The following is an 18,206-nucleotide window of genomic DNA, read 5'->3' as shown; positions in this document are numbered from 1 at the left end:
CCGGTGGGGGACGGCGGGGCGGCCGTCCCCCACGGCACGTCAGCCCCGCACGCGGTGGGCCGCCGCGACCAGGGTGCGGAGCGCGGGCTCGACCTCGGCGTAGCCGCGGGTCTTCAGCCCGCAGTCCGGGTTGACCCACAGGCGTTCGCCGGGCACGGCGTCCAGCGCGGCGCGCAGCAGGTCGACGACCTCGTCCTCGGTCGGCACGTTCGGCGAGTGGATGTCGTACACGCCGGGCCCGACGGCGCGGCTGAAGCCGACGGCCCTCAGGTCGTCCAGCACCTCCGTGCGGGACCGGGCGGCCTCGATCGTGGTCACGTCGGCGTCCAGCCCGTCGATGGCGCCGATGACGTCGCCGAACTCCGAGTAGCACAGGTGGGTGTGCACCTGGGTGGACGCCGCCGCTCCCGCGGTGGCCAGCCGGAACGAGCCCACGGCCCAGTCCAGGTAGGCCTCCCGCTGTTCCGCGCGCAGCGGCAGGAGTTCCCGCAGCGCGGGCTCGTCCACCTGCACGACACCGATGCCCGCGGCCTCCAGGTCGCGGATCTCGTCGCGCAGCGCCAGCGCCACCTGCTCGGCGGTGTCGCGCAGCGGCTGGTCGTCGCGGACGAAGCTCCAGGCGAGGATGGTGACCGGCCCGGTCAGCATGCCCTTCACCGGCTTGCCGGTCAGCGACTGGGCGTAGGCGCTCCAGCCGACGGTGATCGGTCCGGGGCGGGACACGTCGCCGTGGATGATCGGCGGGCGGACGCAGCGCGACCCGTAGGACTGCACCCAGCCGGAGGCCGTCGACGCGAAGCCCTCCAGGTGCTCGGCGAAGTACTGCACCATGTCGTTGCGCTCGGGTTCGCCGTGCACCAGCACGTCCAGCCCGATCTCCTCCTGGAGCCGGACCACCCGCTCGACCTCGGCCCGGATCCGCTCCGCGTACCCGGCCTCGTCGAGCGTGCCTGCGCGGAGTTCGGCCCTGGCCCTGCGGACGTCGTCGGTCTGCGGGAACGAGCCGATGGTCGTGGTCGCCAACGGGGGCAGCGCGATGCGGGCCCGCTGCACGGCGGCGCGCTCGGCGTGCGGGGCGCGGGTGCGGTGCTCGGGGCCCAGCGCGGCGACGCGGGCCCGCACCTCGTCGTCACGGAGGGCGAGCCTCCGGCCGAGGAGCCGATCTCGGTGCCCTCGCACCGCAGGGCCCCTGCCGATCAGGACGACCTCGGCGACCTTCTGCCGCGCGAACGCCAGCCTGGACACGACCGCGGGGTCGAGGTCGGTCTCCGCGTCCAGGTCGTACGGCACGTGCAGCAGCGAGCACGACGTCGACACGGCGAGCGAGCCCACCGAGCCGAGCAGCGTCGCGGCCGTCGCGAGTGCGCCGCGGAGGTCGGTGCGCCACACGTTGCGGCCGTCCACGAGCCCGGCGACCAGCGTCTTGTCCCGCAGCCCCAGCAGGGTCGGGATCCGGTTCAGCGCGGCGGGCGCGGTGACGAGGTCGACGGCGACCGCCTCGACGGGCGCGTCGGCCAGCACGGGCAGGGCGTCGCCGAGGTCGCCGAAGTAGCCTGCGACCAGGATCGCCGGGCGCGCGGTGGCCCCGCCGAGCCGGGTGTACGCGCGGCGCAGCGCCGCCAGCTCGGCCTCGGTGCGGTCGGCCGCGAACGCGGGCTCGTCGAGCTGAACCCACGGCGCGCCCGCGTCGGCCAGCGCCGACAGCAGTTCGACGTAGCGGTCCACGAGCTCGTCGAGCAGGTCGAGCGGCGCGAAGTCCGGCGGCGCGGTGGCGGAAGCCTTGGCCAGCAGCAGGAACGTGACCGGGCCGAGCAGCACCGGCCGGGTCGTCACGCCGAGGTCGAGCGCCTCGCGGAACTCGGCGACGGGCTTGTCCCCGGTCAGCGCGAACCGGGTCGACGGCTCCAGCTCCGGCACGAGGCAGTGGTAGTTGGTGTCGAACCACTTGGTCAGCTCCAGCGGCGCGACACCGTCCCGGCCGCGCGCCGCGGCGAAGCAGGTGTCCACAGCGGACAGTCCGAGGTCGCGGAACCGCGCGGGCACCGCGTCGAACAGCACGGCCGTGTCCAGCACGTGGTCGTAGAACGAGAAGGTGTTGCCCGGCACGGAATCCAGGCCCGCCTCGACCAGTTCCCGGACGGTGTCGGCGCGCAGGTCGCGGGCGACGGCGGCCAGCGCGTCGGCGTCGGTGCGGCCCGCCCAGTAGGCCTCCACGGCGCGCTTGAGCTCCCGCCGGGGGCCGATCCGGGGGTAGCCCAGCACGGTGCTGCCGATCTCGGGGGTGTTCACAGCTCTCTCCTCGCGAGCGTGCCGACGAGCCCGAGGCGGCGTGGCGGCACACGAGGAGGGACGGCGCGCACGCCGTCCAGGTCCGCGCGGACCCTCCCACGAGGTCCCGGACTCCACGCGCACCGGTGGTGCGCGTACCGGTGGCAGGTCTTCGGACTCGCGGGCACCCACCGGAGGACCGGTGGACCTAGTGGCCGTCGCTTCCCGGGCCCCGCGGGCCCAGTGCTCTCGTGACGGCGGTCGTTCCCGCTCACCGCTGCGGGGCAGTCCCGGATTCCCACCGGGTTCCCTCTTGCCTCGCTCCGCCCCGGAGGGCTCGGCGAACCACCAGCGCGACCGAGCGTAGCGGAGTCGGAACGTCCGTTCCGAGGGGTGGGAACGGTCGTTGCCAACGCAATGACCGACCGGAACGCACCGGCCGACGTGCGAAAGTGCAGCCGTCGGAGTACCGGCGACCACAGATCGGCGATTCCCGGACTTTCACCGGAGGACGGTGGTCTACTCGGACGCGACCCGTCAACGAGGAAGGTGCAGGCCGTGATCTGCTGGGACCGAGTCGGCGACCACCTCGTGCTTGGCCTGTTCGACCAGATGGAGGTCGACCGCCTGCGCGGCTACCTGGTGGGGCTGCGGGAGGTGCTCGACGCGCGGTTCGCGGAGTACACCCGCGACTGCCCGCCCGGCAAGCAGCTCGGCGTGCCCTACCCCCTCGTGGAGAGCGACGACAAGCGGCTGCGGGCCATCATGCGCCGCCGCGTCGGCGAGGTCGGCCCGTGGCGCGAGCCCGAGGTGTTCCGGCCCCTGCACAAGGCGATCACCAGGGTCCTCGGGTCGCTGCCCGAGCGGGGCGGGCTGGTCCAGCTGCACTCGGTCGACTGCGCGCAGGCCTGGTCCCGGTCGCTGACCGACCTGCGGGTCGCGATGTCCGCCGCCGCGCGGGACGGTGATCCCGTGCTGGCCAGCCGGACCCGGTTCACCACCCGGTGGCTGAAGTCCGTGGTGCGCACGCTCGACACGGCGGCCACCAAGGCTCCCGAGCCGGTGCCCCAGGACCTCGTCGACAGCATCAACCAGGTCCGCACGTACTGGATCTGACCCCGCGGGCGAACGGCCGCGTCGACGGGACGTGCGGCCCCGACCTCCCGCTACAGCCACGCACCCCGTGCGTAGTGCTCCACCTTCAGGTACCCGCCGGAGATCTCGTTCAGCGCGGCCTCCGCGCGGCCGAGCGCCTCCGGCATCCTGGCGGCGGCGCTGTCCCAATTGGCCTTGTGGGCCGCGTAGGCGTCGCGCGCCGCACCGTCCCAACCGGCAAGGCCGCTCTGGGCCGTGGTGTTGAGCTCGGCGAGCTGGTCCAGCACGGCCCTGGTGCAGGCCGCCATGTTGTCGCGGACGCTGTCCGCGATCTGGAAGCTGAAGGTGTACGCGGGTGTCATCGCGGCTGTCCTTTCGGCGGTCGAGGAGCAGGAGGGGCGGGCCTAGCCGTTGCCGTCGGACCAACCGCCCGCGGCGTCGTCCTGCCGCGCGGTCGACGCCGGGGCACCGCCGCCCATGGCCTCGACCACGGCCCGCAACTCCTCGATGACGGTGGAGAGGCTGTTCTCCCAGTCGTCCACCGCCGAGCCGAACTCCAACGACTCGCCGCCCATCCAGGTGGAATGCAACAAAGTGACTTCGTCCACGACCTGGCCGAGCTGCCTGGCGAAGGCCGAGGCGGTGTTCTCGAACTGGATCCGCGCCTGACCCATACCGACCAAGTCCACCGAGGTGCTGTCACCTGCCGGCACTGGAACCCTCCTCGGGCGGGAATCATCTCAATTCGACCAAACAGGAGAACAGCGTTCATCCCCGTGCCCGTGAAACCGCGAACGAGATGTGAGGTGCTGGATGCTGAACAGTACGACGATGTCCAGCTAACGACAGGACACCCGGTTCCCGCAACAACACTGCCCTAGGGGTACCCCTACTCTGCCCTTCCGCACATCACCCGTGAGCAGCGGCTCCCGTACGAGGTCGCACGGGTCGGTCCACCCCTACCGGCTCGCCGATGAGCCCGAGCCGCTGGGCCGCCACCCCCGCCTGGAACCGCGTCTCGACGCCGAGGATGCGGTAGATCTCGGATATCCGCCGCGCGAGCGTGCGCGGTGCGAGGCACAGCCGACGCGCAATCGAACGGTCAGGCAGACCGATCGCCAACATCTGCATGAGCTGGAATTGCTGCTCGTTGAGCATGGCCAATTCAGGTGAGAATTTCCCCGCGCTTCCCCGCTGCTGCGGGGAGCTGATCCCGTCCACTCGGGTCGAATTGTCTGAAATAGTCATGGTCTCTCCATACCCACGCGAGCGGAACCTGGACCGACACGTTCACGGGGCCTGGTTCCGCGGCGGAACTCGAAGGGCGCGGCCCTGGCGTCCGCCTCAGCGTAGGCAGAAGCGTGTGGAGAAAGAGTGACCAAGTAGTGACGCACCAGTGACGCGGGTCGTCAGACCGGCGACAGCGCTCGCGGCACGTGTCGCGCAACCATAGAGCCACCGACGGGACCGCACCTCCCCCTGGCAACAAAACGCCACGAGAACGCCTGTTCAGGGAGGGTTCCGCCCGTAGTGTGCCGGGTGCGCACACCCCCTTCCCCACCGCGCGCACCGTCCCGTTCCGCGCCCCCGGCGCGAGCGGGCGGGACGGCCCCCGAGCGCCTGCCGGCCCCCCGGTCGCGCGCTCGGGGGCCGTCCCGGACTCCTCCGCCGTCACGCGGGAAGCGCTTGCCGCCACCGCGGGGGCCGCACCGACCGCACACCCCGCCCGCGTGCCGGAAGTGCCCGCCGCAGAACGGTTCACGGGACCTCGGAGATCACACCGAAAGCCACCGCCATGATTGTTCCGCCGCTCCCCGCTCGTTGCGCAAACAACGAAATGAGCATCCCCGAGTCGAGACCCCCACTCCTCGGGTCGCACTAGGATCGCGTCAGTGGTCCTCATCGGAACGTCGCCCGTGACGGGCACGTCGTCGTTCACCGGGGTAGCGGCGCGCGGAACGCGAGGGGGGGTTGCCGGGATGTCGACCGCGCACGGCGGCTCCTCGCGGATCCGGTTCTCCGTGCTCGGTCCGCTGCGGGCGTGGCACGGGGACGACGAACTGGACCTCGGGCCGCGGCAGCAGCGCCTGCTCCTCGCGGTGCTGCTGGTGCACCCGGACCAGCCCGTCGGCCTCGGTGAGCTGATCGCGGCGCTGTGGGGCGACGACGCCCCCGCGAGCGCGGCGAACGTCGTGCACCGGCACGTCGGCCAGATGCGCAGGGTGCTGGAACCGGACCTGCCGCTGCGCGCGGCGGGCGGGTGGCTGCTGCGCGACGGCGGTGGCTACCGGCTGCGGGTCGACGCGGCGTCGTCCGACGTGCCGCGGTTCCGGCAGCTCGTGGCGGGTGCCCGTGCCGCCGCCGCGCGGGGCTCGGACGTCGAGGCGCTGCGGCTGTTCACCGACGCGGTCGAGCTGTGGCACGGCCCGTGCGCGCACGGGTTGCGGCGGGGACCGCTGGAGGACCAGGACTTCGCCGCGCTGGACCGCGAACGCGTGTCGGCGGCGGTCGAGGCGGCCGACACGGCGCTGCGCTGCGGCGCCGCGCGGGACGTGCTCCCCCTGCTGCGCAAGGTGTCCCCGCTCGACCCGCTGAACGAGGAGCTGCACGCCAGGCTGATCCTCGCTCTGGCCGCGTCGGGGGCGCGGGCCGAGGCGGTCGGGGTGTACCGGTCGCTGGTGGAGCGACTGGCCGACCAGCTGGGCATCGACCCCGGTGCCCGGCTGCGGGCGGCCCACCAGAAGGCGCTCGGCGGCGACTCCCCCGAGCCCGTCGCGGTCCGCCCCGCCCAGCTGCCGAAGGACCTGGCGACGTTCAGCGGGCGCGACGCCGAGCTGGCCGGGATGGTGGCGTCGCTGCGCGACCCGGACCGGCCGATGTCGCTGGCCCTCATCGACGGCATGCCGGGAGCGGGCAAGACGACGGTCGCGGTCCGGCTCGCCTACGACGTGGTCGCCGACTTCCCGGACGGCCAGCTGTTCGTCAACCTGCGCGGCTACGACCCGAGCGGCTCGGTGATGGAGACGGCGGAGGCGCTGCGCGGTTTCCTCTACGCGCTGGGCACGCCGAGCAGCCGGATCCCGGCGGACCTCGACGCGCAGACCGGCCTGTACCGGAGCCTCCTCAAGGGCAAGAGGATGCTGGTGGTGCTGGACAACGCCCGCGACGTCGAGCACGTGCTGCCGCTGATCCCCGGTTCTCCCGACTGCCTGGCGATCGTGACCAGCCGCGACAGGCTCACCGGGCTCGTCGCCACCGAGGGCGGCCAGACGTTCACGCTGGACCCCATGCCGGTCCGCGAGGCCCGCGCGATGGTGGCGCTGCGGCTGGGCGAGGCCCGCAGCGCGCGCGAACCCGACGCGGTCGACCGGATCGTGGGGATGTGCGGACGGCTGCCGCTCGCGCTGGCCATCGTGGCCGCCCGCGCGGCGACGTACCCGGACGTGCCGCTGAGCGCCATCGCCAGGGAGCTGCGCGACGCGCAGGGCGGCCTGGACGCGTTCGCCTACGACGACACGAGCGACCTGCGGGCGGTGTTCTCCTGGTCCTACCGCACGCTGAGCCCCCGCGCCGCCCGGTTGTTCCGGCTGCTCGCGCACACCAGGGGGCCGGACATCTCGCTCGCCGCGAGCGCCAGCGTCCTCGGCGAGGACCCGAGGACGACGCGGGCAGCGCTCGCCGAGCTGAACCGCACCCGGCTGGTGACCGAGCACCTGCCCGGCCGGTTCCAGTTCCACGACCTGGTGCGCGCCTACGGGTTGGAGCTGGGCGAGGAGCTGGACACCGAGGAGGACCGCGCGGCGGCGCGGCGGCGGACGGCCGACCACTACCTGCACTCCGCCCACGCCGTCCGCCTGCTGCTCAAGCCCCACCAGGCGGCCGTGCCGATCGGGGAGCCCGCGCCCGGCGTGACACCGGAGACGGCGCCGAACGCCGACCGCGCGATGGCGTGGTTCTTCGCGGAGCACGACGTGCTGCACGACTTCGTCGAGCACGCCCCGGCCGACGGGTTCGGCGACCACGCGTGGCAGGTGGCGCTGGACATGCAGGAGTTCTTCCAGCGCAGGGGCATGCACCTGTCGTGGGCCGCGACGATGACCGCGGCGCTGGCCGCCGCGCGCGGCACGGGCGACCGGGTCGGCGAGGCCCGGACGTTGCGCAGCCTGGCAGGCGCGCACTACTTCACCGGCGACGTCGACCGGTCGCTGGAGGTCCTGCGCGCCACCGAGGAGCTGCTCGCCGAGCTGGGCTGGGTCGGCGAGCAGGCCTACGTGCAGCGCAACATCGGCGACGTGCTGGCCAGGCGGGGCCGCGGCGACGGGGGCGACCACCCCACGGCGTTCGCGCACTACCGGCGCGCCCACGCGCTGTACCAGGACATGGACCACCCGCAGGGCGTGGCCATCGCGCTGGAGGGCATGGGGGTGTGCGCGCTGCGCCTCGACCGTTCCGACGAGGCGCTGGAGCTGTTGGACCGGGCCATGTCCACGTTCCGCCTCGCGGGCGACCTCCACGGCGAGGCGAACTGCTGGTCGGAACTCGGTGCGGCGCACGCGAGCCTCGGCGGGCACGGGGAGGCGATCACCTGCTTCCGGCGCGCGGTGGAACTGCACCGCGCGCAGGCCAGCCTGGTCGGGGAGGTCGAGGGCCTGGTGCTGATGGGCGACGCGCTGGCGGGCTCCGGCGCGGGCACCGAGGCCCGCGCGGTGTGGTCCGAGGCGGCGGACCTCATCGAGAACGGCCGCATGGCAGGGGTCGGACCGTCCCTGTTCTCGGCGGACGAGGTCCGGGAGAGGATCGCCCGACTGGATCAGGCCTGATACTTTGACCCCGCTGCGCCCCCGTGCCCCATTCGGCACCAGAGGCGTCCGGGGGTGACCGTCCAGCAGATGAGCACACCGACGCCTTGAGGAAAACAGTGAAGGTGCAGGAAACGAGCGGCAAGCAGGTGCACGTCGAGCTGCTGGGCCCGGTCCGCGCGGTGCTCGGCGGTGTCGAGATCCCACTGGGCCCCAGCAGGCAGCGAGCCGTGTTCGCCGTGCTCGCCTCGCGCGCGGGCCAGGCGGTCTCCCGCGAGGAGCTGATCGACCAGGTGTGGGGCGAGTCCGCACCGGTCAGCGCCCCCGGCAGCGTCTACACCTACGTCTCCGCGCTGCGTCGCGCCCTCGCCGAGGCCGGGGTGGCCGACAGCAAGGAGACGCTGTTCTCCACCAAGCACGGCTACGCGCTGCGGCTCGACCCGCACCGGGTCGACACGGTGGCGTTCGACAAGCTGTTCACCCGCTCGCAGACCCTGGCGGGCTCCGGTGACCACCGCGGCGCGGCGGGCACGCTGGAGCAGGCGCTGGGCCTGTTCCGCGGCGAGCCCTTCTCCGGTGTGCCGGGCCCGTTCGCCGACCACATGCGCACCCGCTGGGCCGAACGCCGGGTCGCCGCGGTGGAAGCGCTGGCCACGTCCCGACTGGTGCTGGGCGCGCACGTCGAGCTGGCCGCCGAACTGGGCGCGCTGGTGCAGGACTACCCGCTGCGCGAGTCGCTGCGGGCGCTGCTGATGATCGCGCTGAGCCGGGGCGGACGGCAGGCCGAGGCGCTGGCGGTGTTCCGCGACGCGCGCGAGACCCTGATGCGCGAACTCGGCACGAAGCCCGGTCCCGCGCTGCGGCACGCGCACGCCGTGGTGCTCAGCGGCGAGGAGGCCGCGAGCCCCGCCGACTCCGTCGAGGACGAGCCGGAGGAGGAGCCGCAGGCTCCGAGCGTGCTGCGGCAGGCCAACAGCCAGGTCTTCGTCGGCCGCGAGGCCGAGACCGACCGCCTGCGCGCCCGGCTGGTCGACGTCGCGGCGGGCGTCGGCGGCACGGTGTGGATCGAGGGCGAGCCGGGCATCGGCAAGACCGAACTGCTGGCCGTCGGCCTCGCGGACGCCGAGCACCTCGGCTGCCACGTCGGCTGGGCGGTCGCCGACGAGCTGGCGGGCCGGTTCCCCCTCCAGGTGCTGCTCGAATGCCTCGGCGTCGACCAGTCCTCTTCGGACCCCGACCGCGCCGACCTGGCCCGCAGGCTCCGCACGGGCGAGCCGAGCAGCCGAGGCACCGATGACGACGACCCGATCCAGAGCGCGGTGGACCGGCTGCTCGCCCTGGTCGACCGGATGTGCCACCGGGCGCCGACCGTGCTGGTGCTCGACGACCTCCAGTGGGCGGACGAGTCCTCGGTGTCGCTGTGGCGGCGCCTGGCCGCCGCCACCCGCCAGCTGCCGCTGCTGCTGGTCACCTGCTCGCGGTCGCGGCACGGCCGCACGGAGCTGGACCAGCTCCGCTCCCGCGTCCGCGCCAACGACGGCGACGTGCTGGTCCTCGAACCGCTGACCTACGCCGACGTGGACTCGATGACCGCGGACCTGGTCGGCGGTCGCCCCGGCCACCTGCTGCGCAGGCTGACCGCGCGGGCCGCGGGCAACCCGCTGTACCTGCGGGAGATGGTGGGCGCGCTGGTCCGCGAGCAGGCCGTCGACCTGATCGACGGCGTGGCGCACGTGGACGAGGCGCAGGCCGACGACGCGCCGCGCACCCTGTTCGCCGCCGTGCAGCGGACGTCCCAGTCCCTGCCCGAACGCACCCGCGAGGTGCTGCGGTGGGCCGCCGTCCTCGGTGCCGAGGCCACGATCGCGCAGATCGCGAGCCTGTCCGGCCGCCTGGTGCCCGAGGTGGCCCGCGCGGTCAAGGACGCGATGGCCGCGAACGTGCTCGGCCACGGCGAGCCGCGGCTGGTGTTCCGGCACCCGCTGCTGCGCGAAGCCGTGTACGTCAGCATCACCGCCCCGATGCGCGGGGTGCTGCACAAGCAGGCCGCGAAGGCGCTGGCCGAGGCGGACGCGCCGCCGAGCCGCGTCGCGGAGCAGCTCGTGGCCGCCGCGTCGGACCTCGACCCGTGGGTCGGCGACTGGCTCATCGGGAGCGCGGCGGAGCTGTCGAACCGGGCGCCGCTGATCGCCGCCGACCTGCTGGAGCAGTCGCTCGACCTGGTCGGGCCGGGGGACCCGAACCGGGAGCTGCTGCTCACGGCGCTGGTGCGCGTCCTGTTCCGCCTGGCCCGCAACCCCGACGCCGAGGCGCGGCAGGCGCTGGCGATCTCCACCGACCCGGCGCGCTCGGCCGAGCTGCGCCAGCTGCTCGCGGCCACGCTGCTGCGGCAGGACAAGCGGGAACTGGCGCTCCGCACGCTGACCGAGGTCGAGGTCGACCCGTCGGTGCCGAAGATCTGGCAGCTCCGGCACAAGTCGCTGCTGGCGCACCTGCGCCGCGACGTGACCTACATCGACGAGGCGGAGGTGAGCGGCAAGGCGGCGCACGCCGAGGCCGTCGCGAACGGCGACGCCTACCTGATCGCGCACGCGCTCCAGACGCTGTGGCTGGTCGAGTCGGTGCGGCGCAACCACCGGGCCGCCCTGCGGTACGTGGACGACGCCATCGCCGCGGTCGTGGACTCGCCCGAGCTGGCCGGGATGTACTTCAACCTGCTCGACAACAAGATGTTCACGCTCCAGAACCTCGACCAGCTCGACGAGGTCGACGTCGCGCTGGCCACCGTGGACGAGCTGACCGTGAAGCACGGCCTGCCGGTCGGGCCCCAGATCTCGGCGGCGGTGCACCACTACTGGACCGGCCGCTGGGACGAGGCCCTGCTCGCACTGGACACGGTCTCCGAGGACGGCCCCGCCATCAGCTACAGCGGCCTGGTCGACCCCGGCCCGAACGGCCTGCTGCTGCACGGCGTGTCCGCGCTGATCGCGCTGCACCGCCACGACAGCGCCACGTCCGCCGCGCACCTGGACGCGGCCGACCAGCTGCTGGTCGTCACGGCGGCCGAGCGCGAGGCGTGCGACTTCCTCCTGCTGGCCCGCTCCCTCGCCGCCGTGCAGGGCGGCGACGTGCGGCGAGGCCTGGACGCCGTGAAGCGGATCCTGAACCCGGCGTACGCCGACATGATGCTGCGGCACCAGTGGCTGCCGGACATCCTGCGGCTCGCGCTGGACGTCGGCGACCACGAGCGGGTGGCCGAGGTCATGGAGGTCGCCGAGATGGAGGCGGCCCGCGAGTCCGTGCCGACGCGGGCGTACACCGCGCTGCACCGGTGCAAGGCGCTGGTGACCGGTGACCCCGAGCCGGCGCTCGTGGCCGTGAGCCACTACCGCCAGGTGGGTCGCCGGGTGGAGCTGGCGGCGGCGCTGGACGAGGCGTCCCTGCTGCTGGCGAAGGCCGGGAAGCGGGCGGACGCCCGTGCGGCCTACGCCGAGGCGGCGGAGATCTTCACCGAGCTGGACGCCAGGTGGGACCTGGCGAGGGCCCAGGCCAGGATGGACGAGTTCGGGATCCGCCACGAGGTCGCCGCGTCCGCTCGCGCGACCGGAGGCTGGGACACGCTCACCCCGGTCGAGCGCCGGATCGCCGAGCTGGTCGCGAGCGGTCAGTCCAACCCGGACATCGCGGTCCGGCTGTCCCTGCCGCGCCGCATGGTCCAGGCCCACGTCACCCGGATACTCGGGAAGCTCGGCGTGCGGTCGAGGTCGCAGATCGCCGAACGCCACCACGAGCTGGGTCGCTCGGCCACCGGTCGCTGACGGTCGCGTCCCACTTCGCGGCGCGGTCATCCCGTACGGCGTGGTGCTGAGCAGATGCACGTGCACAAGGACCCTGACAGACGAATGACCGGGGCGTGCGGTCGCCCCGGTCCGTCCAACGCGCACCCGTACCGGTGCGCGTTCCTCTCCTGCCGGCGATCGTGCGGTCGATCGCCGTTCCCGAAAAAACGGTGTCCGCCGGACCGGTGCGCTCACGTGGCGGCGCGCGGTTCCTCGGCGGCAATTAGGTCAAACGGTGAACGAACTAAAGGTCACTCGGTGAACGAAACGAACTTACGTGAACTATACGAACATTCGCGTGTCAGATGACGCCCGCGCGCAACGCGTATGCGACGGCGTGCGCGCGGTTGCGCAGCTTCAAGCGGTTCGTGACGTTGTAGATGACGTTCTTGACGGTCCTCTCCGAATACTGAAGTTCTTTCGCGATTTCGTCGGTGCCCCACCCCTCGGCGATCAGCCGCAGGACGTCGACCTCGCGCGGCTCCAGGCCCGCGACGTTGAGCCCGTTGGGCGCGAGCACCTCCCGCTGGAGCATCTCCACCCTCTTGAGCAGCTTGCCGAGGATGTCGCGCGGCATCACGCCGTTGCCCGCGGCGGCGGCCATGATGCTGTCCACCAGCTGGTCACCGGTCACCGCGCTCCTGGGCAGGATCGCGACCACACCGCACTCCACCACCGCGAGCAGCGGCGCCTCGGTGAGTTCGCTCGCCATCAGGACGGTGGGCACCGTGCGTTCCGCCGAGAGCGCCCGGAGCCGGTTCATGGCCTCCGACGTGAGCCGCTCGGTCGAGAACACGGCGACGTCCGCGTGACCTGCTTCGTGCTTCTCGACGACGACCATTTCGGGGCGTGACTTGAGGTAGCTCGTCAGCCCCACGTAGGTCATGGGGTCCGTGCTGTGTACGACGACCCGTACCCGTGCCATGAGTGCCTCCACACTTCGATCTCTGAATCGAAGTGTGGCCAAGCGACCTCTATGAACTCTTGACGACGCGCGCGCGACGGACGCCGCAGTCTTGACGACGCGTGAACTTACTATGAGAGCGTGCCCCACGAGCCTCGAACTGTCACGCGGTTTTGATACATCGTGGCCTTTTGACCTGCGATGCCTGCCCGGAAGCACTTCCGCCCTCACCGTTCTCGACGCCGCCTCCACGACCTTGCAAACTCCGTCTCATTTCGTCGGAACTCGTCAAGGTACTGGCGGGTAAGCCCTTCCCGAGGCCCTTGACCCGTCATTCATCAACGATGTTGCCTTTTCAACGCAAGGGTTTTCGGCCTCACGACCGGTAAAGTGGACTTCTGGCACCAGCGGTGCCCGCGTGGGTCAGCGGACGCGTTGCGAACCAGGAGCGGCGGAGATGTCGACGGAGTCAGCCGAACCGCTGCGGGTCCAGTTGCTGGGCGCGGTGCGCGCGTGGCGCGGGGACACCGAGCTGGCGCTGGGCTCCGCGCGGCAGCGGGCGCTGTTCACCGTGCTGGCGATGCGCGCGAACCAGGTCGTGACCCGCGAGGAGCTGGTCGACGCCATCTGGGGCGAGTCCCCTCCCGGCGCCGTCGACAGCAGCCTCTACACCTACGTCTCCCGGCTGCGGCGCGCGCTCGAACCCGTCCGTTCCAAGTGGACGGGCGGGCAGATGCTGGTGTCGGCGGGCTCCGGGTACAGCCTGCGGCTGGAACCGGGCCTGCTGGACGTGCGCGAGTTCGACCGGCTGCGCGAGGTGGCGCAGCAGTGCTGGGACCGCAGGGACGCGGCGGGCGCCAGGGCGGCGCTGGACGCGGCGCTCGTGCTGTGGCGCGGCGACGCGCTCACCGGCATCGACGGCCCGTTCGCCGCGCTGCACCGGGGCAGGCTCGCCGAGCTGCACCTCGACGTCCTGGAGCGCAGGGCCGAGATCATGCTGGAGTCGGGCGACCTCACGGCCGCCGTCGACGAGCTGTTCGACCTGAGCACCGCCTACCCGCTGCGCGAGACGCCGAGGGCGCTGCTGATGCTGGCGCTGCACCGCTCCGGGCGCGGGCTCGAAGCGCTGGAGGTGTTCCGGGAGACCAGGGAGGTCCTGGTCGAGCAGCTCGGCATCGAGCCGGGCGCGAAGCTGCGCAAGGTCCACGACGAGATCACCGCGGCCCACGAGCGCGCGGGCGGCGCGCCCGCCGTCGGGCCCCGGTCGCCGATCCCGCCGTACCCGGCGGTGTTCGTCGGCCGCGAGGCCGAGCTGTCCGCGCTGCGCACCGCGCTGCACGACGTGCAGGCGGGCAGGGGCACGGCCGTGTGGGTCGAGGGCGAGCCGGGCGTCGGCAAGTCCGCCCTGCTGGCGACCGGTCTGGCCGACGCGGTCGACCGGGGCTGCGAGGTGCTGTGGCACGCGGGAGACGAGGTCGGCAGGCGCTTCCCGCTGAGCATGGTCCTGGCCTGCCTGGACATCGACTCGCTGTCGCCGGACCCGCGCCGGGCCGAGTTCGCGACGGGGCTGCCGGGCCGCGCGGTCGAGCCCGCGTACCCGTGGGAGTCCGAGGACACCGTGCTGGTGGCGGTCGACCGGCTGATCGGCCTGGTGGACCGCGTCGTCGGGTTCGTCGACGAGCTGTGCGCGGACGGTCCGGTCGTGCTGGTGCTCGAAGACCTCCAGTGGGGCGACGACGCCAGCCTGCTGGTGTGGCACCGGCTCGCGAAGGCGACCCGGCACCTGCCGCTGCTGCTCGTCGGCTCGTGCAGGCCGCACCCGCGGCGGGCCGAGCTGGACCCGCTGCGGACGATGGTGTCGATGGGCGGCGGCGAGCTGCTGCGCCTCGACCCGCTGGACGACGCCGCCTCGGCCGAGCTGGTCCGCAGGCTGCTCGGCACCGAGCCCGGTGCCGAACTGCTCGCCACGACCGACTGCGCGGGCGGCAACCCCCGCTACCTGGAGGAGATCGTCGACGCCCTGGTGCGCGACGACGCCGTGGCCGTGTTCGACGGCGTCGCGGACATCGCGCACGACCGCGCCCGGTACCCGGCGCAGCCGACGGTGAACACGGTGGTGACCAGGCGGCTCGACCACCTCGACGACACGACCAGGGACGCGCTGCGGTGGGCCGCGCTGCTCGGCGTCGAGTTCGACCTCAGCGACCTCGCCACGGTCATGGGCAAGCAGGCCTCCGAGCTGCTGCCCGCCGTCGAGGAGGCGTCCGCGGCGGGCGTGATCGGCGAGTCCGGCCAGCGGTTCGCGTTCCGGCACACGCTCGTGCGGCGCGCGCTGTACGAGGCGATCCCCAAGACCGTGCGGGTCGCGCTGCACCGGCAGTCCGCCGAGACCCTGGACACCGCGGGCGCGCACGTGGAACGGGTGGCGGAGCAGCTGCTCGGCGGGCCCGTCCCGGCGGACGCGTGGGTCGCGCAGTGGCTGCTCTCGCACACGAACGCCGTCGCGGGCCGGTCGCCCGCCCTCGCGGCCGAGCTGCTGGCGGGCGCCGTGACGGACCCGAGCCTGCGGGACCGGGCGCGCGAGGCGCTGACCACCCGGTTGGTGCGGCTGCGGTTCTGGCTGGGCGAGTGCCCCGCGACGGACGCCCGGTCCGTGCTGGCCACGACCGACGACCCGAACCGGGCCGCCGAGATGCGGCTCGTGCTCGCCTACCTCGACCACGGCTCGGGCGAGGGCGAGCGCGCGGCGGCGGCGCTGCGGCAGGTGTCGGCCGACCCGTCCGTGCCCGACCGCTGGCGGGCGAGGCACCGTGCTCTGCTGGCCGCGGTCGCACCGTCCACAGTGGTCCGCGAGGACCCGTTCTCCCGCGCGTTCGCCGCGGAGCGGCTGTGGGAGGAGGCGTCGGCGCAGGGCAGGCACCGCGACGCGCTGGCCCACGTGCAGGAGGCGCTCGCGGCGCTGGCGGGCGACGCGGCGCACGTGGACCTGGAGCTGTGCCTGGCCGAGGACAGGGTCCACACCCTGCACAACCTCGACGAGATGGACGAGGCGGGCCGGACGCTGGACGGTGCCCGCAACACCGTCGTCCAGCGCGGCCTGTCCAGCGGACCGCACCTGCCCGCCGCCGTGCACCACTACTGGCTCGGCCGGTGGGACGAGGCGCTGGCGGAGCTGGACGCGGTGGTGCGCGACCGCCCGGAGATCACCTTCCACGCGGTGCGGCAGCACGGCTCGATCCGGCTGCTGCACGGCGTGCGCGCGCTGATCGCGGCGCACCGCGACGACTCGACGGCGCTGGAGACGCACCTCAAGTCCGCGGCCGAGTACGAGCGGTCCTCCGCCGTGGTCCGCGACGACTTCCTGTCGATGGCGACGTCGCTCGCCGCCGAGCAGCTCGACCGCCAGGACGAGGCGCTGAGCGCGCTGCTGCCGCTGCTCGGCGACGACTACCCGCCGCTGGTCCCGCGCCACCAGTGGCTGCCGCGCCTGACGCGGCTCGCGCTGGACCTCGGCGAGACCGGTGTCGCGCGGAGCGCGCTCGCCCTGTGCCAGCGGGGCGCGGACCGCGAGCAGTCACCGGCACGGGCCGCGGTCGCGGCGCAGTGGTGCCGGGCGCTGGTCGACCGCGACCCGGTCGCGCTGGCGGCGGTCGCCAAGCACTTCGGCACCGTCGGCCGCAAGGTCGAGCAGGCCGCCGTGTCGGAGGACAGGGCCGTGCTGCTCGCGGCGGAGGGCCGCACCGAGGACGCGCACACCGCGTTCTACGACGCACTGACCGTCTACACAGGACTGGAAGCGGCCTGGGACGTGCGCCGCGCCGAGTCGCGGCTCAAGCCGTTCGGCATCCGCTGGCGGGTGGGCGGCCGCAGCGCGGTCGACGGCCGCCCGCTGGACCAGGTCGAGCGGCGCGTGGCGGACCTGATCGCGGCGGGCTGGCCGAACTCGGACATCGCGACGAGGTTGAGCATGTCCCGCAACACCGTGCAGGTCCACGTGACCAGGCTGCTGGAGAAGCTCGGCGTCGACTCCCGCCTGGGCGTGACCCGCCGGGTGGTGCAGCGGCACGCGGGACGCGTTCCCACCGCCTGACGGACCGTCCGCGGTGCGTCCGCCGCAGCGGTGGCTACCGTTCGGCGCAACAGCTCCCATTCGTGTTTCCGCCGAGGTGCGCGGGGGTAGAGACGTCCCACGCGCACGACCGTGGAACGGATGGACATGCTGAGCTCGTACCTGGAGAACATCCGCACCGGCTTCTTGGCCTTCGTGGGGATCGGCGCGCTGGTGCTGCTGCCCCTCGTGGCGCTGCACTACTACCGGTTCGGCCGGATCGAGCCGCGTCGCGCGGTCGTGCTCTACGGCCTGATGGCCTACGGCCTGGTGGCGATGGCCCTGATCTTCCTGCCGTTCCCCGACCGGGCGAACCTGTGCCAGGGCGACCAGATGCTCTCGACCGTCCCGTTCCAGTGGGTGACGGACATGCGCAACAACATGGAGGCCTACGGCCGGTCCGGTGTCGTCGCCATGGCCACGTCCTCGGCGTTCGTCCAGCAGGCCTTCAACGCCGCCCTGTTCGTCCCGCTGGGGATCGTGCTGCGCAAGGCCTACGGCAAGGGCGTGCTGGCCACCGTGTTCATCGGTCTCGGCGTCTCGCTCATCGTGGAAGTGGTGCAGTACACCGGGAACATGGGCATCTACCCGTGCCCCTACCGCATCTCCGACGTCGACGACCTCATCTCCAACACCTCCGGCTCCCTGCTCGGCTGGATGATCGCCCCGGTGGCGATCGTCGTGCCCGCGCTGCCGGACCCCGACGAGGCGGTGGTCCGCCCCGGCACGGTGAGCGTGCCGCGCAAGGCGCTGGCGCTGGCGGCGGACGCCGTGGTGTTCCTGGTGCTCGCCCGGCTCCTCTTCCCGACGAACGGGTGGCTCCAGGTGGGCCTGGCGGTGGCCCTGCGCGTGGTCCTGCCCGCCGCCACCGGCGGCTGGACCCTGGGCAGCAGGCTGATGCGCTACCGCATGCGCGCCCTGGACGGCGGCCGTCCGTCCCCGGCGAGGGTCGCGGTGCGCGAACTCCTGGGCGTGACCGGACTGGTCGCCTACTCGGTGCTGCTGTCCCCGCACCTCACCAGCTGGACCGGCTTCGGCCTCGACCTGGCCGCCGTGGCGCTGGTGCTGCTGGGCTCCTTCGCCACCCCGGCGTTCCGCCGCGACCAGCTGGGCTGGAACGAACGCGTGGCGGGCACCCGCGGCGTGCTGCTGGCACCGGTGCGCACCCCTCTGGCAGCGCGCTGACCGCCTGC

At 73.1% G+C, this 18,206-nt stretch carries 10 protein-coding genes and 1 riboswitch; of the genes, 5 read left to right on the top strand and 5 right to left on the bottom strand.

The window, feature by feature from the left end; genetic code table 11:
• Window positions 1–39: 39 nt before the first annotated feature.
• Window positions 40–2,289 (bottom strand): 5-methyltetrahydropteroyltriglutamate--homocysteine S-methyltransferase, encoded by a 2,250-nt coding sequence (gene metE / locus VFZ92_RS37200; protein ID WP_330881842.1) that lies wholly within the window; start codon window positions 2,287–2,289, stop codon window positions 40–42.
• A 125-nt stretch (window positions 2,290–2,414) separates the two neighbouring features.
• Window positions 2,415–2,633, bottom strand: a riboswitch (cobalamin riboswitch).
• Between the two features lie 193 nt (window positions 2,634–2,826).
• Here metE and VFZ92_RS37195 point away from each other — a divergent pair.
• Window positions 2,827–3,384 carry a hypothetical protein gene (locus tag VFZ92_RS37195; RefSeq protein WP_330881840.1) on the top strand — a complete coding sequence of 186 codons (558 nt, stop codon included), beginning with the start codon at window positions 2,827–2,829 and terminating at the stop codon, window positions 3,382–3,384.
• Window positions 3,385–3,434: 50 nt separating this feature from the next.
• Here VFZ92_RS37195 and VFZ92_RS37190 read toward each other — a convergent pair whose 3' ends face one another.
• The 3 genes from VFZ92_RS37190 to VFZ92_RS37180 form a co-directional block, all read right to left on the bottom strand.
• A complete protein-coding gene (locus VFZ92_RS37190; RefSeq protein WP_330881838.1) occupies window positions 3,435–3,725 on the bottom strand; it encodes a WXG100 family type VII secretion target in 291 nt (96 codons plus the stop codon).
• 42 nt (window positions 3,726–3,767) lie between these two features.
• On the bottom strand, window positions 3,768–4,052 hold the full coding sequence (locus tag VFZ92_RS37185) for a hypothetical protein (protein ID WP_330881836.1): 285 nt from the start codon (window positions 4,050–4,052) through the stop codon (window positions 3,768–3,770).
• 220 nt (window positions 4,053–4,272) lie between these two features.
• The gene (locus VFZ92_RS37180; RefSeq protein ID WP_330881834.1) at window positions 4,273–4,611 is read right to left on the bottom strand and encodes a response regulator transcription factor; all 339 of its coding nucleotides are present in this window, start codon (window positions 4,609–4,611) and stop codon (window positions 4,273–4,275) included.
• Window positions 4,612–5,342: 731 nt separating this feature from the next.
• Between VFZ92_RS37180 and VFZ92_RS37175 the strand changes: the two genes are divergently transcribed.
• Both VFZ92_RS37175 and VFZ92_RS37170 read left to right on the top strand, forming a co-directional pair.
• Window positions 5,343–8,183, top strand: coding sequence for an AfsR/SARP family transcriptional regulator (locus tag VFZ92_RS37175; RefSeq protein WP_330881832.1), 2,841 nt, complete (start codon window positions 5,343–5,345; stop codon window positions 8,181–8,183).
• Between the two features lie 98 nt (window positions 8,184–8,281).
• On the top strand, window positions 8,282–11,980 hold the full coding sequence (locus VFZ92_RS37170) for a BTAD domain-containing putative transcriptional regulator (protein WP_330881830.1): 3,699 nt from the start codon (window positions 8,282–8,284) through the stop codon (window positions 11,978–11,980).
• Window positions 11,981–12,302: 322 nt separating this feature from the next.
• Here VFZ92_RS37170 and VFZ92_RS37165 read toward each other — a convergent pair whose 3' ends face one another.
• A complete protein-coding gene (locus VFZ92_RS37165) occupies window positions 12,303–12,926 on the bottom strand; it encodes a response regulator transcription factor (protein WP_330881828.1) in 624 nt (207 codons plus the stop codon).
• Window positions 12,927–13,362: 436 nt separating this feature from the next.
• On the opposite strand from VFZ92_RS37165, the gene VFZ92_RS37160 reads away from it, so the two are divergent.
• Both VFZ92_RS37160 and VFZ92_RS37155 read left to right on the top strand, forming a co-directional pair.
• A complete protein-coding gene (locus VFZ92_RS37160) occupies window positions 13,363–16,995 on the top strand; it encodes a BTAD domain-containing putative transcriptional regulator (protein ID WP_330881826.1) in 3,633 nt (1,210 codons plus the stop codon).
• Window positions 16,996–17,115: 120 nt separating this feature from the next.
• Complete coding sequence (locus tag VFZ92_RS37155; protein ID WP_330881824.1) at window positions 17,116–18,198, top strand: VanZ family protein; 1,083 nt, start codon at window positions 17,116–17,118, stop codon at window positions 18,196–18,198.
• Window positions 18,199–18,206: the final 8 nt, after the last annotated feature.

The sequence above is a fragment of the Umezawaea sp. genome, from assembly GCF_036375055.1.
Classification (GTDB): domain Bacteria; phylum Actinomycetota; class Actinomycetes; order Mycobacteriales; family Pseudonocardiaceae; genus Umezawaea.
The sequence above is the reverse complement of the archived record's forward strand: the minus strand, read 5'-3'. Positions and strand labels throughout refer to the sequence as shown.

What these genes read in the sequence shown, in the direction of transcription:
- VFZ92_RS37160 (WP_330881826.1), top strand. Translation starts at nt 13,363, where the DNA reads ATGTCGACGGAGTCAGCCGAACCGCTGCGGGTCCAGTTGCTGGGCGCG.
- VFZ92_RS37155 (WP_330881824.1), top strand. Translation starts at nt 17,116, where the DNA reads ATGGACATGCTGAGCTCGTACCTGGAGAACATCCGCACCGGCTTCTTG.
- VFZ92_RS37175 (WP_330881832.1), top strand. Translation starts at nt 5,343, where the DNA reads ATGTCGACCGCGCACGGCGGCTCCTCGCGGATCCGGTTCTCCGTGCTC.
- VFZ92_RS37190 (WP_330881838.1), bottom strand. Translation starts at nt 3,725, where the DNA reads ATGACACCCGCGTACACCTTCAGCTTCCAGATCGCGGACAGCGTCCGC.
- VFZ92_RS37165 (WP_330881828.1), bottom strand. Translation starts at nt 12,926, where the DNA reads ATGGCACGGGTACGGGTCGTCGTACACAGCACGGACCCCATGACCTAC.
- VFZ92_RS37180 (WP_330881834.1), bottom strand. Translation starts at nt 4,611, where the DNA reads ATGACTATTTCAGACAATTCGACCCGAGTGGACGGGATCAGCTCCCCG.